The organism is Streptomyces sp. NPDC031365, from assembly GCF_055569765.1.
Window position 1 is genome coordinate 1 of record NZ_JBVIIM010000007.1, and the last position, 16,831, is coordinate 16,831.

Annotated in this window: 15 protein-coding genes and 2 pseudogenes; 12 read left to right on the forward strand and 5 right to left on the reverse strand. The window is 70.6% G+C overall.

Translation table 11 applies throughout. The annotated features are described in order from the left end of the window. Positions 1 to 163: 163 nt before the first annotated feature. Both ACZ5C2_RS13095 and ACZ5C2_RS13100 read right to left on the reverse strand, forming a co-directional pair. Positions 164 to 262 (reverse strand): annotated as a pseudogene (locus tag ACZ5C2_RS13095) (restriction endonuclease); the annotation flags it as partial. 9 nt (positions 263 to 271) lie between these two features. Further along, positions 272 to 478 (reverse strand): hypothetical protein, encoded by a 207-nt coding sequence (locus ACZ5C2_RS13100; RefSeq protein ID WP_457464437.1) that lies wholly within the window; start codon positions 476 to 478, stop codon positions 272 to 274. Between the two features lie 44 nt (positions 479 to 522). Between ACZ5C2_RS13100 and ACZ5C2_RS13105 the strand changes: the two are divergent. The 6 genes and pseudogenes from ACZ5C2_RS13105 to ACZ5C2_RS13130 form a co-directional block, all read left to right on the forward strand. Further along, a pseudogene (locus ACZ5C2_RS13105) lies at positions 523 to 867 on the forward strand (HNH endonuclease family protein); the annotation flags it as partial. Positions 868 to 933: 66 nt separating this feature from the next. After that, positions 934 to 1,803, forward strand: coding sequence for an IS5 family transposase (locus ACZ5C2_RS13110; protein WP_468789576.1), 870 nt, complete (start codon positions 934 to 936; stop codon positions 1,801 to 1,803). 28 nt (positions 1,804 to 1,831) lie between these two features. After that, the gene (locus tag ACZ5C2_RS13115; RefSeq protein WP_468789578.1) at positions 1,832 to 2,203 is read left to right on the forward strand and encodes a hypothetical protein; all 372 of its coding nucleotides are present in this window, start codon (positions 1,832 to 1,834) and stop codon (positions 2,201 to 2,203) included. 30 nt (positions 2,204 to 2,233) lie between these two features. Further along, positions 2,234 to 3,037 carry a class I SAM-dependent methyltransferase gene (locus tag ACZ5C2_RS13120; RefSeq protein WP_468789580.1) on the forward strand — a complete coding sequence of 268 codons (804 nt, stop codon included), beginning with the start codon at positions 2,234 to 2,236 and terminating at the stop codon, positions 3,035 to 3,037. A gap of 193 nt (positions 3,038 to 3,230) precedes the next feature. Beyond that, positions 3,231 to 3,797, forward strand: coding sequence for a hypothetical protein (locus tag ACZ5C2_RS13125; protein WP_468789582.1), 567 nt, complete (start codon positions 3,231 to 3,233; stop codon positions 3,795 to 3,797). Positions 3,798 to 4,020: 223 nt separating this feature from the next. Then, on the forward strand, positions 4,021 to 4,881 hold the full coding sequence (locus ACZ5C2_RS13130) for a hypothetical protein (protein ID WP_468789584.1): 861 nt from the start codon (positions 4,021 to 4,023) through the stop codon (positions 4,879 to 4,881). A 180-nt stretch (positions 4,882 to 5,061) separates the two neighbouring features. Here ACZ5C2_RS13130 and ACZ5C2_RS13135 read toward each other — a convergent pair whose 3' ends face one another. Next, positions 5,062 to 6,399, reverse strand: coding sequence for a PP2C family protein-serine/threonine phosphatase (locus tag ACZ5C2_RS13135; protein WP_468789585.1), 1,338 nt, complete (start codon positions 6,397 to 6,399; stop codon positions 5,062 to 5,064). Positions 6,400 to 6,787: 388 nt separating this feature from the next. Between ACZ5C2_RS13135 and ACZ5C2_RS13140 the strand changes: the two genes are divergently transcribed. After that, positions 6,788 to 8,293 (forward strand): hypothetical protein, encoded by a 1,506-nt coding sequence (locus tag ACZ5C2_RS13140; RefSeq protein WP_468789587.1) that lies wholly within the window; start codon positions 6,788 to 6,790, stop codon positions 8,291 to 8,293. 179 nt (positions 8,294 to 8,472) lie between these two features. Here ACZ5C2_RS13140 and ACZ5C2_RS13145 read toward each other — a convergent pair whose 3' ends face one another. Then, the gene (locus ACZ5C2_RS13145; protein ID WP_468789589.1) at positions 8,473 to 9,330 is read right to left on the reverse strand and encodes a Ku protein; all 858 of its coding nucleotides are present in this window, start codon (positions 9,328 to 9,330) and stop codon (positions 8,473 to 8,475) included. A 23-nt stretch (positions 9,331 to 9,353) separates the two neighbouring features. Further along, positions 9,354 to 10,631, reverse strand: coding sequence for an MFS transporter (locus ACZ5C2_RS13150; protein ID WP_468789591.1), 1,278 nt, complete (start codon positions 10,629 to 10,631; stop codon positions 9,354 to 9,356). 230 nt (positions 10,632 to 10,861) lie between these two features. Between ACZ5C2_RS13150 and ACZ5C2_RS13155 the strand changes: the two genes are divergently transcribed. From ACZ5C2_RS13155 to ACZ5C2_RS13175, 5 genes are all read left to right on the forward strand, one after another. After that, on the forward strand, positions 10,862 to 12,787 hold the full coding sequence (locus ACZ5C2_RS13155) for a prolyl oligopeptidase family serine peptidase (RefSeq protein ID WP_468789593.1): 1,926 nt from the start codon (positions 10,862 to 10,864) through the stop codon (positions 12,785 to 12,787). Beyond that, positions 12,784 to 12,966 (forward strand): hypothetical protein, encoded by a 183-nt coding sequence (locus ACZ5C2_RS13160; RefSeq protein WP_468789595.1) that lies wholly within the window; start codon positions 12,784 to 12,786, stop codon positions 12,964 to 12,966. The genes ACZ5C2_RS13155 and ACZ5C2_RS13160 overlap by 4 nt, the downstream gene beginning before the upstream one ends. Positions 12,967 to 13,047: 81 nt before the next feature. Beyond that, positions 13,048 to 14,355, forward strand: a complete 1,308-nt coding sequence (locus ACZ5C2_RS13165; protein WP_468789597.1) for a cytochrome P450 family protein — start codon at positions 13,048 to 13,050, stop codon at positions 14,353 to 14,355. 252 nt (positions 14,356 to 14,607) lie between these two features. After that, a complete protein-coding gene (locus ACZ5C2_RS13170; protein ID WP_468789599.1) occupies positions 14,608 to 15,186 on the forward strand; it encodes an IS607 family transposase in 579 nt (192 codons plus the stop codon). Next, positions 15,179 to 16,825, forward strand: a complete 1,647-nt coding sequence (locus tag ACZ5C2_RS13175) for a nuclease/transposase family protein (protein WP_468789601.1) — start codon at positions 15,179 to 15,181, stop codon at positions 16,823 to 16,825. The genes ACZ5C2_RS13170 and ACZ5C2_RS13175 overlap by 8 nt, the downstream gene beginning before the upstream one ends. Positions 16,826 to 16,831: the final 6 nt, after the last annotated feature.

Here is a 16,831-nt window from a genome sequence, read left to right on the forward strand (position 1 = left end):
GGCTCAGTGCTTGGCATATGGGGCGGTTCTCCTGTCGTGCCCTCTCAGGCTAACCCCGCAGAGCGGGACGTCTCACCCAAGGCTGACAGAGAGGGTTCTGAGCTGCGGCATCGCACTGGTGTGCATGTAGGTCCTGCGATCTTGGGGCCCTCCCCCTGCCGAACTACGTGGTGGCCGGGGCGGGTTCGGTGAGGCGGTCCAGCCGCGTGTAGAGGGCCCGTACGAGGCGGGCGCGGTTCTGGGCGCAGCGGGCGGTGCCTTCCGGCGCCTATCAGGCGGCTTCCACCGGTTCGAGTTCCTCGCCTCCCTGATTGCCATGGACAGCGAGCACGAGTTCCACGCGAACCCGTGGTCCGGCGACTTCCTGCTGGAGGGCTGGTGGGGGTACGACGACGTCGGCCTCGCCCCGGATATCGCTCGGAAGATCAACGAATCCTGGCCGCTCCTGCAGGCCGGCGCCTTCGGCGGGGAGGTCCAACGGGCTGAGGCTCTTGGTATTCGCCGTACGACGACTCCTACTTCAGCCAGGCCCGTCCCCTCGACATCGACCACCTGGTCCCGCTTGCCGAAGCATGGGACTCCGGCGCCTCTGCCTGGACCAGCGCCGAACGCCAGGCGTATGCCAACGACCTCGACGATGCCCGCGCGCTGATCGCGGTGTCCGCAGCCAGCAACCGGTCCAAGGCCGACCAGGACCCCACCACCTGGCAGCCCCCGGCCACCGGGTACCGCTGCACCTACGCAACCGACTGGGTCGCCATCAAGACCAGGTGGAGCCTCGCCGTCGACCCCGCCGAACAGACGGCTATCTCCACGATCCTCGACACCTGTCCCGATGCGCCCATCGAGGTCACCCGAGTCCGCTGACCACACGGCTAGGTCGTGTTTTGAAAGTTGGCTCTGCGTCTCGTCCCGCATCGCGATGATCTCGGTGTGGGACGAGGGGATCTTTCTGACGATCAGTGGGCTGTGCTGAAGCCGCTGTTGCCGGTCGCGGTGCTGGGGCGGCCGTCTTTGGGCAGGCTGAAGCTGATCGACGGAATCCGGTGGCGGGTGCGGACCGGTGCTCCGTGGCGGGACCTGCCGTCGGAGTACGGGCCGTGGCAGACGGTCTACGGACTCTTCCGCCGCTGGCAGCGTGACGGCACCTGGCCTGAACTGCTGACCCGGCTGCAGGTCCGGGCGGACGCGGCCGGGCTGATCACGTGGGAGGTCAACGTCGACTCCACGATCTGCCGGGCCCATCAGCACGCCGCAGGCGCCCGCCGCGACGGCCAGGCTCAGAACGAACCGCCGGGCGGAACCCGCACCGAGCCCGACGACCACGGCCTGGGCCGGTCCCGGGGAGGCTTCACCACCAAGATCCACCTGGCCTGCGAGCAAGGCCAGCAGCCGCTTTCTCTGCTGGTCACCGCAGGTCAGCGCGGTGACAGTCCTCAGTTTTCAGCCGTCCTGGAAGGCATCCGGGTGCCCCGCACCGGACCTGGCCGGCCCCGTGTCCGCCCGCTTCGAGTGCGGGGCGACAAGGCGTACTCCTCCCGCGCCAACCGGGCCTACCTGCGAAAGCGCGGCATCCGCTGCACCATCCCGGAGCCTGCCGACCAGGCCGCCCACCGCAAACGGCGCGGGAAGGCCGGCGGGCGGCCTCCTGCCTTCGACCGCGAGGACTACAAGGCCCGGCACGCGGTCGAGTGCGGGATCAACCGGCTCAAGCGCAACCGGGCGGTCGCCACCCGGTTCGACAAACTCGCCGTCCGCTTCGAAGCCACCGTCCTGATCGCCGCGATCGGCGAATGGCTGTGACCGGCCTGAGCCGTCGGATCCGCGTGCCATGCTGACCGCGACTCGGGTCGACAGCGAGGGGAAGGCAACGATGGCGGCTCAGTACTACGGCGCCGACAGCGAGAACGGCGACCGCATCGACGACCCCTCCGAAGACGCGCTGTTCATGATGATCAGCGACCTCAACGACTCCGACAACACCTTCGTCGTCGTCCAGCCCGACGAGGACGACCCCGTCTGGTTCGCCTCCGTGGCCGTCGTGGACGAAGGCGGCTACGAGATCGTCCGCCGTGACACCACCCGCGACGAGCACGAGGTCACCACGGCAACCAGCATCAACGACATCGCCCGCGACCTCACCATCTGGATGGCCGCCCGCGACTTCCCCGGACAGCCAACCAGGCAGGTCAGCGACTTCTAAAACACGGCCTAGTCCGCGTATCGTCGAGTGATGGAGGTTATCGCGGTGGCTGGTTATGGGGCGCTTTCCGACGTATACGAGTGGCTGATCGGGGACGACAGGTTGACCCCCGCCAAGGCAGCCGCGGTTTACTACAGCGATGTCGTGGGCTCTCTGCCGCCCAACGCGCGCGTCCTCGACTGCGCGTGTGGAACCGGCCAGCTCGCCGTCGGTCTCGCGAGTCTTGGCCTTGACGTGGTCGCCGCAGACGCCAGTGATGGGATGGTTCGCCGGACCGAGAAGGCCGCCGACGAGCAGGGTGTCTCGCTTCGAGCCCTCCGCGCGAGCTGGGACGAGCTGCCCGACCACCTGGAGGACTCCACGTTCGATCTGGTGTTCTGCGTCGGCAACTCGCTCGGGCACGCCGAGGGCGCAGCCGGGCGCCTGACCGCACTGGAAGCGATGTCGCGGCTGCTGAATCCGGGCGGACGCCTTGTGCTCCACTCACGCAACTGGGAGCTCGTGCGCTCCGCCGGCTCACGGGTAGACGTCCGTGATCGACTCATCCGCCGCAACGACCGCGATGCGGTCGTCAGCTACTACTGGCAGATCGAGCAGCGCTGGGAGCAGGAACACTTCCTCGAGATCGTGGTCGCCCAGATCGAGCCGGATGGGGCAGTGCGAGCCTGCTCGGAGCGGTTGTCCATCTGGCCCTACCGGTACGAGGACCTCGTGGCGCAGTTGCGGAGCGTCGGGCTCACGGTGCAGTCCACCACCTTCGATCCCGAGAACGATGGATACCTGGTGGTCGCCAGCCGCGACCAGGCGCGAGGCACGTCTGAGCCGGCGCGCTGATCCGCCTTTCGTCGTTGCCGTTGCCGACCTGCCAGCTCGCGACCGCCTGCCGCGGGTTCTTCGCGAAGTGTTCAGCGCTTGAAGCGGTTGCTGCGGGTACGGTCCTCACCCTGCATCTGACCTGCTCGAGCTGAGGCTGGAAACAGCTCACGATCTGCCTTACCGTCAGCTCACTCAGTGGCTGGGGAATTACGTGAACTTCCGCCTGGGGGATTTCGCGATCGTCCACACGCGGCTGTGGGAGCCGGCGGCGGAACTGATGGCCCGGACGCGCACCGCCCGGAACTGGGATCGGCGGGGCCAATACAGCGCCGGCCTGGCCGAACTCGCGTTGCACCACATTGGATGGCTCGAGGCCTGGCAGCAGGAGCGGCCCGAGGACCCCGATCTTGCCCTGGTGGCGGCTGAACTGGAGATCGACCGTGCCTGGGAGATACGTAGTGCCGCGCGCGCCCGCCATGTGACGCGGGAGCAGTTCCAAGCGTTTCACGCGGTGCTGCGCGACGCCGAACCGGTCCTGCGGACGGCCGCCGACCTCAACCCCGGCGACCCAGTCCCCTGGCGGATCCTCATCGCCCACGCCATGGGCGTCAGTGTTCCCCGCGCGGTGTTCGACGAGTACCTGGATCGGGGGCGCGAAGCCGACCCGCACCATGTGGGCCTGCACGCCCGGGCGGTGCAGTACCTGGCGCAGAAGTGGTACGGCTCGCACGCGGAGATGTTCGAGTTCGCTGAGTCGGCCGCCGCTGCAGGCCCTTGAGGGATCACCCCTGCGAGGACTGCCCCTGCACGCGGTCACCGAGTACGCGCTGGAGCACGAGGCGGGGATCGGGAAGGGGCCGGTCGCCTGGTCCCGGATCGAGCAGCTTGTCGAGGCGGACCTTTCGCTGTCCGCCGGGTTTGAGGCGGACGACCGACGCGCAGCGGGCTTCCGCAACCACCTCGCGCTCGCGCTGATCCGCTCCGGGCGTGAAGCCGAGGCCTTGGAGGTCTTCCGTCTCATCGGCACCGACGCCCGCGCATTCCCTTGGGCGTATCTGGGCGATCCGAGGGAGATCTTCCTTCTGATGCGCCAGGGCGTCCGGGTCGGTGTCACGCGCCGGACGCCGTACTTCGGCGGCTCCGGCCCGGCACCGGCCGCCACCAGCCCGTCCGGTGCGGCGACCACAGGGGACGCCGCAACTGCTCCTGTGTCCATGGCTGTCGCGCTCCCCGGCGCGCCGCTGCGGGACATCCGCACGGCGGTCCTGCTCACCGGCACGACTATGCGACTCGCTCCGGCCCGCGGAGGCGGCACGTTCGTCGAGCTCGCGTCCTCGGCGGATCCGCCGGGTCGCCGGGTCGCCGGGTCGCCGCAAGGGCATGCGCCAGACCCTGCCCGGCGAGAGGAGGGCTGCCGCGACTGGCCGGGTACGTTCAGCCGGGGCGAAAAGTGGCCGGTCCTGGTGGCGGTAAAGGAGGGCGCGGACTACACGCTCCACCTGTACCGCGATGGCCGTCTGGTGGTCGCCCACGCCTGGTGGGCCGACCCGGCCGAAATGCCGACGCAGGAAGAAGCGGCGAAGCGGGCGACTGCGATAGCGGCGGCGTACGGGGCGGCGGACCACCGGGCCCTCACCGCGGTCCTGCGCGGCACCGATGATCCGCGTCATCACCTCGCCGAGGCATTCGCGGCGCTCGGGCTGTCCTCGCCCCCGGCCGCCTTCGGGCACCGTCCCGAGCCCTTGGCCGAGGTGCCGGGTGCACAACTGGTTGAGCGGCGTTCCATCTTCCGCGCAATCAGAGAGTCACTTGTCTTCGAGAGTGACGGTGCCTCCAACGGAGAACTGCCCCCACTGTCCTGACCGCAGACCCGTCACCGAGCCGTCGAACAGGGGCCCGCGGACCATACGGGCCACTGGATCACGGCCGACTTCATCGTGCACCAGTCACGTGCCTGAGCCTACGTCGGACTTCCGTCGGACTCGGGGTGTCAGGCGGAGGGAGGGCTTGGTCGGTGATCGGCTGACCAGCCGTGGACCCCGTCAGCGGCCCTTTTCCTGGTCATGGGTTCGCCTGGGTCGTTGTGACCGGTTGGGGGTTCGTGCGACGAGGAGGGCGATGTCGTCGGTGTGGTCGGTGGCCATGCCAGCGAGGATTTCGTCGCAGAACATGTCGAGGTCTTCGCGGGCAAGGGCGGCGGCGTGCTGTCGTAGGCGGGTCATGCCGTGACTGAGATCCTCGCCGCGTCGTTCGATGAGCCCGTCGGTGTACATCAGCACGGTGGAGCGGGCGGGCAGGGTTTCGGTGGCGTGACGGCGCGAACAGGTGGGGTCGACACCGAGGAGGAGACCGCGGCCGCCTTCGAGGTAGCGGGTGTCGCCCTCGTGGGTGACCAGCAGGGGCGGCAGGTGTCCGGCGCTCGAGTAGGTGATCGTCCAGTCTCCGCTGTCGTCCTCGTCGAGGAAGGTGTACAGGCAGGTGGCCGTGGCGTGTGGATAGAGGGACTGGTGAGCGAGGTCGAGGCGGCTCAGGATCTGCCCGGGAGGTTCTTGTCGGTCGCAGCCGATGCCGCGGAGCATGTTGCGCAGCTGGCTCATGGTGATCGCGGCGCGCAAGTCATGACCGGTGACGTCCCCGATAATCATGGTGGTGCTGCCGTTGGGCAGGAGGAAGCTGTCGTACCAGTCGCCGCCGACCTCGGCGGTGGTGGCGGCGGGCGCGTACCGTGCGGCCAGCCGTAGCGGGCCGGTCTGCGGCAGGGTGGGCAGCAGCGAGCGCTGGAGGCGTTCGGCGATGTGCTGGGTCTCGCGGTGGAGCCGGGCGTTGTCCACGCCGAGAGCGATGCGGTGGGTCAGGTCCTCCACCATGGCGAGGTCGTCCTCTGTGAGAGGGGCCCGGTCGGCGGAGCGGCCGATGGTCAGCGCACCGAGGACCTGACGGCGGGCGCGTACGGGGGCGACCACGGCGGTCTGGGTGCCGAGTTGGTCGAACACCTCGAGCTGACGGGCGTGCAGCGGGTCGGCAGCCTTGTCGGGGCTGGGAATGTCGGCTGCGGTCAGCAGCAGGGGGCCGGCACCGATGAGCGCGCGTGAGAGCGGACCCACTGGATTTTCCGGGACGGCGGGCAGCAGGCCGGTCAGGCCGCCGACCGGCAGTATGCGGGGATCGCGGTGGACGACACTGACCCGGCGGGGGCGGCCGTCGTCGTCGAGGAGGTCGACCGCGCACCAGTCGGCCAGCTGGGGCACCAGTATGCGGCAAACCCGATCAACCGCAGCGTAGGAATCGAGCGTGCTGGTCATGGCGGTGGTGGTCTCCGCCAACAGAGTCAGCCGGTCCAGCGCCCGCTGGACCACTTGGTCCACCTCGAAATCGTCCATACCCCCCTCCTTCCCGTCGGGCCCACGATTGAAGGCGGCACGGCTACGCCTTCCCTCAAAGACTGAGGCCCGGGGGGGACACTGTCCCCTTCACCACTACGTCCCCCTGACCACGCCCGGTCCCCGGTTGTTCCCCAGGGTCCATCGCAGGGCGACGGTCGGTCTGGAGCGGCTCTGCGTCCCTGCTCGGGGGATCGCGGGACGCAGAGCCACGACCACGGCGGGGGTGGATACGGGGCCTGGCGGTGTGCCGCGTACGGTCAGCGTGCGCTTGATGAGCAAGGCCGTGCCACGTGGTCCAAAGCCCCGCAGACGGGGACGCCGGTAAGCGCCGACGAGGTAGCCGCCGGGCGGCCCGGTTCAGGAGGCGAGGTGGCAGGATGACGCGGTGTCCGACTCTCTGCACGAACCGTGGCTGCGCGGTATCGCCTTCAATCCGGCGGCGCCCTCCGACGTTCTGATACGCCTGGTGGATTCAGCGGCCGGTGAGGCCGGCCTGCTGATGTGCGCGGGTCGTGACATGCCCGACGCCGTCATCGACGCGGCCCTGAACCACCCGGACAGAGTGATCCGCCGCGCGCTCGCGCTGAACCGGCACATCGACCCCGCACGACTCGCCCCCTTGGCGACGGACCCGTCGGGGATCGTCCGCGGGTGGCTCGCCGGCGGCAGCCCTGCCCATCTCCGCCCGCGATGGGTCCGACCACTGCCGGACGACATCCTCGTCACCCTCCTGACCGCCCGGGACGGGGGTGAAGACGGCACGCTCACCGCGAACGAGATCGTCGGGGAGCTCATTTCCTCCCAGCAGATCCCTCTGTCCTTCCACCGCTCCATGGCCGGGCACGAGAACCCCCAGCTCCGTGAACGCGCCACCTGGGAGTGGCAGTCGCTCACCGCCGCGCAGCGGGAGGCCCTGCTCGACGACCCCGACCCCGCGGTACGGAAGGCGGCGCAGGAGCACAGCTGGGTGCTGGATCCCGAACGGGTGGAGGCCAGGCTGCCGTCCTACGGCTCCCGCGGCAAGCCTTTCGTGTTCGGCAGGTGTGCCCTGTCCCCCGCGCTCGTCGAGCAGTGCTTCGCGGAAGGCACAGTGCACTCCCTGACCTGGAATCCCCACATCCCGGCCGACGCCGTCGCCCGGCTCGCCCGCCGCCCAGAGGCGGAAATCCGCGAGTTGGTCGCCGCCCGGCCCGACCTGGGACCGGACCTGGTGGCGGAGCTGGGGGAGGACCCGGACGAGGACGTGCGGATGCGCGCAAGCCTCCACCCCTTCCCCCGCACCTGGGCCGAGTACTGGGCAATCGACAGGGTCATCGGGCATGGCCCGGACTGCACCTGCCCGATCACCGAGCCGACCGGCGAGCCGTCGCCCGACTGGTTCGCCGCCTGCGCAGCATCCGAGGAACCGGTGCTCCGCCGGGTCGCGGCGCGCTTCCCCGGCCTGCCCGCGGAACTCGCCGCGACACTCGCACAGGACGACGACGAGGAGGTACGGATCCTGCTGGCCTGCCACCACCCCCTGGCTCCGCCCCACCTCCTCCTGGACGTCTTCGTCACCCGCCCGGCGCACCGTCCGCACCTGCTGACCCTGCCCGCGTTCCCCCGCACCGGCCGGGCCCACCTCATCGACCACCCGGATCCCGACGTACGGGCCCTGGCCGCAGCCGACCCCACCCTGGCCGAACCCCCGGTGGAAGACCCCGACGAGTCGGTACGCCGGGCGGCCGCCGCCAACCCGAGCTTGACGCCGGAAGCCCTCGAGGCCCTCCTCACTGACTCGCGCACCGCAGAGGGCGCCGCGGCCAACCCGTCTCTCCCCGTTCCCCGCATGCACGCACTCCTCGACCGCTGCCTGAACGGCGCCGCCACCTCGCCGTCGGGCGGATGCTGAGAGACGACGCCCTCCTAGCGATCACAGGTCTGGCAAGCTCCATCGGCGATCGGCCATCGGCCATCGCCAACACGCCGGACAGGTGTTTCCACCGCTTATCAACATTCCGGGCATCAGTGACAAGCGACTGCTCCGGCAACTCGTCCACACATTCTCCGTTCTCACCCACGCAGCCAGCCCTACGCGCTGCGGCGCGGATTGCGGCTGGACGTCTTCGTGGCCGACCTCGTGCGGGCGGTCGGCTGCTTCTTCGCAGTCGTCTTCTTCGCGGCCTTCTTGGCCTTCGGCAGATCGTGGACCTCGGCGTCCTCGCCGCGTGAGGCCTTGGCCTTCTGCACGGACTCCTGCAGGGCGGCCATCAGGTCCACGACGCGGTCCGGTTCGGCCGGCTCCGGCGCCGCGGGCAGCTCGCGGTGCTCCCGTTTCGCCTCGATGATCTCCTGAACGGCTTCGGTGTAGGTGTCGCGGAACTCCTCGCCCTCGAGGTCCTCGCGGGTCATGGTGTCCATCAGCGCCAGCGCGCCGTCGATCTCGTCGTCGCTCAGTTCCACCGGTGGCGGCAGCAGCTCGGTGGGGTCGCGGATCTCGTCCGGCCAGCGCATTGCGTGCAGGACGATCACGTCGTCGCGGACCCTCAGCAGGCCCAGCCGCTCCCGGCCGCTCCCGGCCGACTTGGCGACGGCGACCTTCGCCGACCGGGACAGCGCCTGGCGCAGCAGCTTGTACGGTTTCGCCGCGACCTGCCCGGAGGGCTGCAGGTAGTAGCCGAGTATGGCCTGCATCGAGGCGAGGGTGACCAGTTCGGCATCGCTCAGGCGGGGCGTGATACCGACCGGCGGGCACCACGGCACCAGGTCGGGACGCTCCTTCAGCATGACGTCGGTCGCCGCATAGAGTGCTGTCGCGAGGGTGTCCACGTTGTTCGTCACACGGGCCGCTGCGGTCCAGGTCCGCGCACCGGATGCCGTAGTGGCGCTGGGGTGGCCGGTTGGCGGCGTCCCGCCGGTGAACTCCGCCGCCGCGTGACCCTCGTCCACCGGGGTCTTCTCGGAAGACCAGGTCAGTCCGGGTCCCCGGTGGCCTGGAGGCGGCGCAGGGCCAGGATCAGATTGCCGCTGCCGAACGTCGCGAGCGCGGCAACGCCCCACAGGGTCGCCGCGACACCGGCCCGGTCCAGCACGGCGCCCGCGGCCAGGAAGCCCAGCGGCCCGGCCAGGGTGCTGATCGTGACCACGGCCTGCAACACCTTGGGCCCGAAGCCGTCCGGCAGCCGGGCGGAGAGCAGGCCCATCAGCGGCGCGTTCGCCAGGGGCGCGGCGGCCGATGACAGGCCGACGGCGACGACGAGCACGCTGGCCGGCACGGGCACCAGGAGCGTCCACAGGGGCAGAGCGACGCAGACCAGGGCCGTACAGGCGAGTCGTACGGGGGCGACTTGTGCCGCCAGCACGTAGGCGGCCACCGAGCCCACCAGGCCACCGGCGCCCAGGGCGGCGATCAGCAGGCCGCCGACCCTGGCGTCCCCCTCGAACCGGGCGAACGCCAGCACCGGCATGGTGAGCATCAGGGTCCGCAGCATCAGCCCGAACACCACGGTGGACAGCATCGCCCGGCTCAGGAACCAGTCGCCGCACAGATGCCGCACCCCCGCCCACAGGCCGCGGGGCCCGGCCGCGGACCCTCCGGCCCCGCCACCCCCTACCGGGACGCGGCGCAGCAGCAGCAACCCGGAGAAGGCGAACGTGGCCGCGTCCAGCCACACCACCGATGTGGTCCCCACCAGCGGGATCAGCGCGCCCGCGAGCGCCGGTCCGGCGAACGCCGAGCCGTTCTGCACACCTTCCAGCGCGCTGTTGGCGCGGGCCAGAGAGCGGGCGTGCGGGCTCAGCAGTTCCATCGCCAGCACCCGCTGTGCCGCGTGGTACGGAACGGCCAGCGCCCCGAGCACCGCGACGATCGCCACGAGGACGGCCAGATTGAGCGCGCCCAGGGTCTGCAGCAGCGGGATCAGCGCCACCACCGGAGCGCGGGCGAGATCGGAGACGACCATGGTCCGGCGGGCGCCCAGGCGCTGGATGACCTCTCCGCCCGCGAAGCCGAGCAGCGCCATGGGCAGCACCTGGGCCGCGAAGACCAGGCCCGCCCGGGTGGCCGAGCCGGTGGTCTCCAGCACCAGCCAGGGCAGCGCGAGCATGGTCATCTGGGTGCCCAACGCCGTCACCGCGCCCGCGACATAGACCGCCGTCAGTGCACGGCTCGGCCTGCCACCCGCTGTGCCGTTCGGCGCTCCGCCTGGTGGGACGGGGGCTGCGCCGGGCCGGGTCGCCGCGATCGTCATCGGGTCGCCCCTTTCTCCTCGGTGGTCCGGGCCATGTGGTCGCCCCCGCACCCTGTCGCCCGCCCACCGTCCGGTGCCAGGGGAGGACCGGCAGTAGCTCACTGTCGGTGCCGCTGCGTTTTCTTCCCTGCCACGCAGCCCGCCCGTCCGGCAGTGTGATGGCCGTCGGAGCCCACCACAGCCAAGGCCACCGGCAGCGGAGGCGGACACCAACGAAGGGAGGGACGGCGATGAGCGGCGGTATCGGAACGGCGGTGCACGTCCCGTCCTTCGCCGCCCGCGACGGACGGCGAGCGGTCGAGACCCGGTATGTGGACGGTCTCCCGCAGATCGTGGCCTGGGATCTGACGACGGGTCAGCGCCGTCAGGCGACCACCGCACCGCTGGGTGTGGAGACCGCCGCCATCGAGCCGGACGGCCACGGCCTGTGGTGGTTCGACGCCGCTCCCGGCGGTCAAGGCCGCTGGCTGCGCGGGCCGTTCGAGGGCGGGCACCCGCGCCCGGCGCTCGACGGCGTACCCGCCGGGCGGATGCACGGCCTGGCCTTCGACCCCCGCAGCGGCCTCGCCGCCGTCGGCGTCGGGGTCGCGGACCGCTCGCGGTACTACCTCGGCCGACCGGGCGAGCGCGCCCGCCTGGTGGCCGAGGAGCCCGGCTATGCGGCAGTGGTGGGCCTGGCCCCCGGCGGCCGGCTGCTGGCCACCGCGCGGTGCCCGGCCGGACCGGCCGCGGTCCGGCTGTGGTCACCGGCCTCCGGCGTCCTCGTGGACGCCGTCCCCGGCGCAGCGGGGGACGGCGGCGCGGTGTGGGCGCTGGGCTTCCGCCCGGACCTCACCACCGCACGGCCGGAACTGCTGCTCGTCCTCGAACGCGCGGGCCGCTACACCCTGGCCTTCTGGCGGCAGGGCGAGGGGATCCGTACGCACGGTCCCGGCTCCGCCCTCGACTTCGATACGGAGATCACCGCCTGCTGGTATGGGCCCGGCCGCACGGCGCTGGTCCAGCAGGACCGGGCGGGACGCAGCCGCCTGCTCCGCGCCGACCTCGACCGCGGTACGACGACGGTGCTTCCCACGCCCGAGGGCACGATCATCGACTTCTCCTGCGCACCCGACCGCACGGTCCACTGCCTGTGGAGCCGCGACGGCGAACCGCCCCGGCCACTGATCTGCCCCCCGGAGAGCCCGGAAAGTGCGGAACCCCCGGAACCCCCGGAACGTCCCGGCCGCTCCGGCCGCTCCGGCCACTCCACGACGGCGTCACGCGGCACGGCGCCCGGCGGAACGACCGGATCCAGGCGCCGCGAGCTGTGGACACATCGGCCGTACGGGCAGATCCACAGCTTTGTGGCCACCCCGCCCGGCCGCAGGGCGGGCCACCGCCCCTGGCCGACGGTCTTCCTCGTCCACGGCGGGCCCCACACCCACGACCGGGACGCCTATGACGCCCGGACCGAGACCCTGGTGCGGGCCGGATTCGCCGTGGTGCGCACCAACTACCGCGGCTCGACGGGCTACGGCCCCCGCTGGCGGGACGACTTCGGCCACCGGGTCGGCCTCGCCCAGCTCGAGGACCTCGCCGCGGTACGCGGCCACCTCATCGACGCGGGAGTCTCAAAGCCGGGCCGTACCGGCCTGTGCGGTTACTCCTGGGGCGGCTATCTGACGCTGCTGGCGATGGGCGTCCAGCCCCGGCTGTGGGACGTGGGGCTGGCCGTCGCCCCGGTGGCCGACTACACGGCGGCGTACCGGGCGACGACGCCGGCGCTGCGGGAGGTCGACGACCGCCTCTTCGGCGGCACCCCCGAGCAGGTGCCACACCGCTATCGCGCGGCCTGCCCGATGACCTATGTGGGCCGCGTACGCGGCCCGCTCTTCCTCGCCGCCTCGGCGGACGACGAGAAGTGCCCTCCGGAACAGATCGAGCGCTATCTCGCCGCGCTGCGGCGCCGCGACGTCCCGCATCGCGTCCGGTGGCTCGGCGGCGGACACGACGTGGGCCGTGACCCAGCCGGACACGCCGCCGCCTGGGCCGCCATGGTGCGCTACGCCGACGACACGCTGCGCGCCTCCCCCAGAACCGCCGACCGCCGCACCAGCGGGCGGACCGGCTCGCACCACCCCGTCCACGACACCGAAGAAAGGTCAATACCATGAAGCGTCACGGACTGCGCGTCGACCCCATCAGCGCCACCGAGCGGGAGCGCGGGATCATCATTCCGCCGGACACCCAGGCCGCCCTGGACAAGGCGGTCCCGGTCCGGCCGAACGGCCCGGCGCGGACCTGCAGCACCCGCACGAAGAAGAACACGGAGAAGAAGTCGCCTCTGCAGTGAGCCCAAGCAGCGCCGTAGCGGGGTGCCACGCTCGGCACCCCGCCGCGGCGCCGGCCGTGCCGGTGAGGACAGGAAAACATCATGACCACAGCTACGGCAGCGACGGCAGCACCCCGGACGAACAGTCCCCGGCCGGACAAGCACCGGCCGGACAAGCCCGAGACGGCGGAACCGCGCCAGAACCCGCCGACGTTCCTCAGCGACCCGTACCCGGCCCTGGCCAGGATGCGGCAATCGGCCCCGGTCTCCGTGCTGCACAGCGACGGCGGCCTGCGGCTGTGGATCATCCCGCGCTACGTCGATGTCCGGGCCGCGCTCTTCGACCGCCGCTTCGCGCAGGATGTGCGGCGCGCCCAGGCCCTGGCCGACAGCCGGGTCGAGGGCGTCAATCTGGGCACCGAGATCACCCATATGCTCAGCAGCGATCCGCCCGACCACACCCGCCTCCGCCGCGTGGTCCAGGCGGCGTTCAGCCGCAAGCGGGTCGAGGCGATGCGGCCGATGGTCGAGCGCATCACCCTCGAACTCCTCGACGGGCTGGACACGGCAGCCGCGCGCCACACGACCCGCACCACCACCGCCACGGTGGACCTGGTACGTGACTTCGCCTTCCCGTTGCCGATCCTCGTCGTCTGCGAACTGCTCGGCTTCCCGCCCGAGGACCGCGACCTCTACCGGAAGTGGTCGACCGCCATCGTCACCCAGGAGGGCGACCACGCGGCGTTCCGGCGAGCAGTCCAGGAGATGGGCTCGTACGTCCTGGCCATCGCCGACCGGCGTATCCGCCGCAATGACCGTCCCGCCGATCTGCTCACCGAGCTGCTGGCGGCCCGCGAGCGCGGGGAGCTGACGGACGACGAGATCGTGGGCATGGTCGCCCTGCTGCTGATCGGCGGGCATGAGACCACCGTGAACCTGCTGGGCACCTCCTGCCTCGCGCTGCTGCGCGATCCCGGCCAGGCCGCCTGGCTGCGTGCCGATCTCACCCGGATGCCCAGGGCCGTCGAGGAGTTCCTGCGCTACGACTCCCCCATCTGTATGGCCACCACCCGCTTCACCACCGAGCCGGTGGACGTCGGCGGGGTGGAGATCCCGCAGGACGAGTTCGTACTGCTGTCCCTCGGCGCGGCCAACCGCGACCCGGCGCGCTTCCAGGACCCCGACCGCCTCATCCTCGACCGCCGGGACGCCGGCCATCTCGCCTTCGGCGGTGGCATCCACCGCTGCCTCGGGGCCCTGCTCGGCAAGCTGGAGACCGAGATCGCGCTCACCGCGCTCCTCGCCCGCTTCCCCGGAACGACCCTGGCCTGCCAGGAGCGCGACCTGCGCTGGCGCAACACGATGATGCTGCGCGGCTTGGAGGCGCTGCCCCTCACCCTGCGCCGCTGACCCCCGCCCTGGCCCTGCCGCCCTCACCGTCGCGGCCTGGGCCGGGCAGGTCAAGAAGAACGGGACACGGGGTGCGCAAGGTGGAACCGCGCCAGACGTACGGCAGGCGAACGGGCCGCCGACCGACGCCGAACCGCCGATCAGGCGCCCGCCCAGGACCGTAAGTTCGGGTGCCCTGGGGGTCGTGAACAGCTCTCGAATAAGTGTCCATGGGTGTCTTTTAGGCGCCGTGAGTGATGTACAATTTTGCGCATGAACCTGACGGAATGGGCACGCGCACAGGGCATTGCGCCCCGCACGGCGTACCGCTGGTTCCGTGAGGGCACGTTGCCGGTCCCTGCGGAACGCGTGGGGCCTCGCACGATCCTGGTGAACATCGACGCGAACACCTCACCCACCGTGACCGGTGGCGTGGGCTTGTATGCCCGCGTCTCCTCTCATGATCAAAGGCCGGACCTGGAGCGGCAGACCGCCCGGTTGTCGGCGTGGGCGGCGAAGGCCGGTCACAAGGTCGTCCGTATTGAGTCCGAGATCGCGTCGGGCATGAACGGCTGCCGGTCGAAGGCGAAGCGGCTGCTGGCAGACCCCGCCGTGACCACAGTCGTGGTCGAGCATAAAGACCGCCTCGGCGGGATGAACGTCGAACTTGTCGAAGCTGCCCTGTCTGCCTCCGGGCGCCGTCTCGTTGTCCTGGATGACGGCGAGGTCGAAGACGACTTGGTCCGGGACATGGTGGAGGTGCTGACGTCGTTCTGTGCCCGCCTCTACGGGCGCCGCTCGGCGAAGAGTCGCGCCCGCAAGGCTCTTGAGGCGGCTGCCGCCGGTGAGTGAGCCGAAGAAGAAGCAGCTCCGCAGCATCGAGGCACCGTTCGTCGCGCTGGGGCCGTCCGGGGTGGCGGTACGTGACCGCCTCAAGCACCTCACCGACGCGGACGACAAGGTGTTGCGGATGGTCGGTGAACACCTCGGGCGTCTCGCCTCCCAAGACCTCAAATCCCGGTGCGCCGACGGCCTGGACCACAATACGGATACGTGGGCGGCCCGTAAGCAGGGCCTGACCGCCACATCGTCCTCGCGCTGGGCCGGGAGCATCACGAAGGCCACTCACGATCAGTGGGCGCTCTCCCGGCGCTGCCAGCTCGCCCACATCCAAGGTCTTGAGACCGGCGTGCGCACGCTGATGCACCGCCTGTCCCAGCCGATCGGGGAGAAGGGCACCAAGCGGGCCCCTGGCGGATACCGGTCCAAGAGCGAGTGGTTCCACAAGTCCCGCCGTCTGGCGACTTTGGAACACCGCCTCGATGTGGCCCGCACAGAGCATGAGGCCGGTGTCGTGCACGTCGTGCGCGGCGGCCGACGCCTGCTGGGCAACCGTCACAACCTCGAAGCCGCCCGGCTCGCCGAGACCACATGGCGTGAGCGGTGGGAAGCGGAACGCTGGTTCCTCGCCGCCGACGGCGAGTCCGGCAAGCGGTACGGCAACGAGACGATCCGCGTCACCCCGGATGGCGAGATCTCCATCAAGCTGCCCGCACCGCTGGCCGAGTACGCGAACGCCCGCAACGGCCGGTACGTCCTCGCCTCCCGCGTCGCCTTCGCCCACCGAGGCGAGGAGTGGCGCGACCGGATCAAGGGCAACCTGGCCGTGGCCTACCGCATCCACCTGGACGTGGAACGTGGACGCTGGTACCTGACGGCCTCTTGGCAAAGGCCCGTCGTCAAGACGATCCCGCTGGACACCGCCCGCGCTGACGGCGTGATCGGTGTGGACACCAACGCCGACCACTTCGCCGCCTACCACCTCGACCCACACGGCAACCCGATCGGTGACCCGCGCCGGTTCTTCTACGACATCACCGGCTCGGCTGATCATCGAGATGCCCAGATCCGGCACGCCATCATCCAGTTGCTGCACTTTGCCGACCGGTGCAAGGTGACGGCCATCGGGCTGGAAAACCTGGACTTCACCGCCGAGAAGACCCGCGAGAAGCACGGGCGCCGCAAGAGGTTCCGGCAGCTCATCTCCGGCATCCCTACCGGCAAACTCAAAGCCCGGCTCGTCTCCATGGCCGCCGAACACGGCCTCGCGATCGTCGCCGTCGATCCGGCTTACACGTCGATGTGGGGAGCCCAGCACTGGGCCAAGCCCCTGACCAGCAAGACACGAAAGATGTCCCGTCACGATGCCGCCGGTATCGCGATTGGGCGACGCGCCCTCGGGCACCCGATCCGGCGACGGGCGGCACCGCCCCACGACGACCAGAGTGATCGTCGTGGGCATCGGACCGCCCAGGCCGAATCGGGAGTCGGAGGGCGTCAGGGAACCCGCCCACCCATCACGGAGCGTGCACACGATGCACGTCGCCGGATCGGGGAGCAGCGAACGCGGGAACCCAGCGCATCCAACACCGTTCGGGATGCGCGCAGTTCCGGGAGCTGGCGTCAGATGTCACTCCTGGACACTGTTTAGGAACGG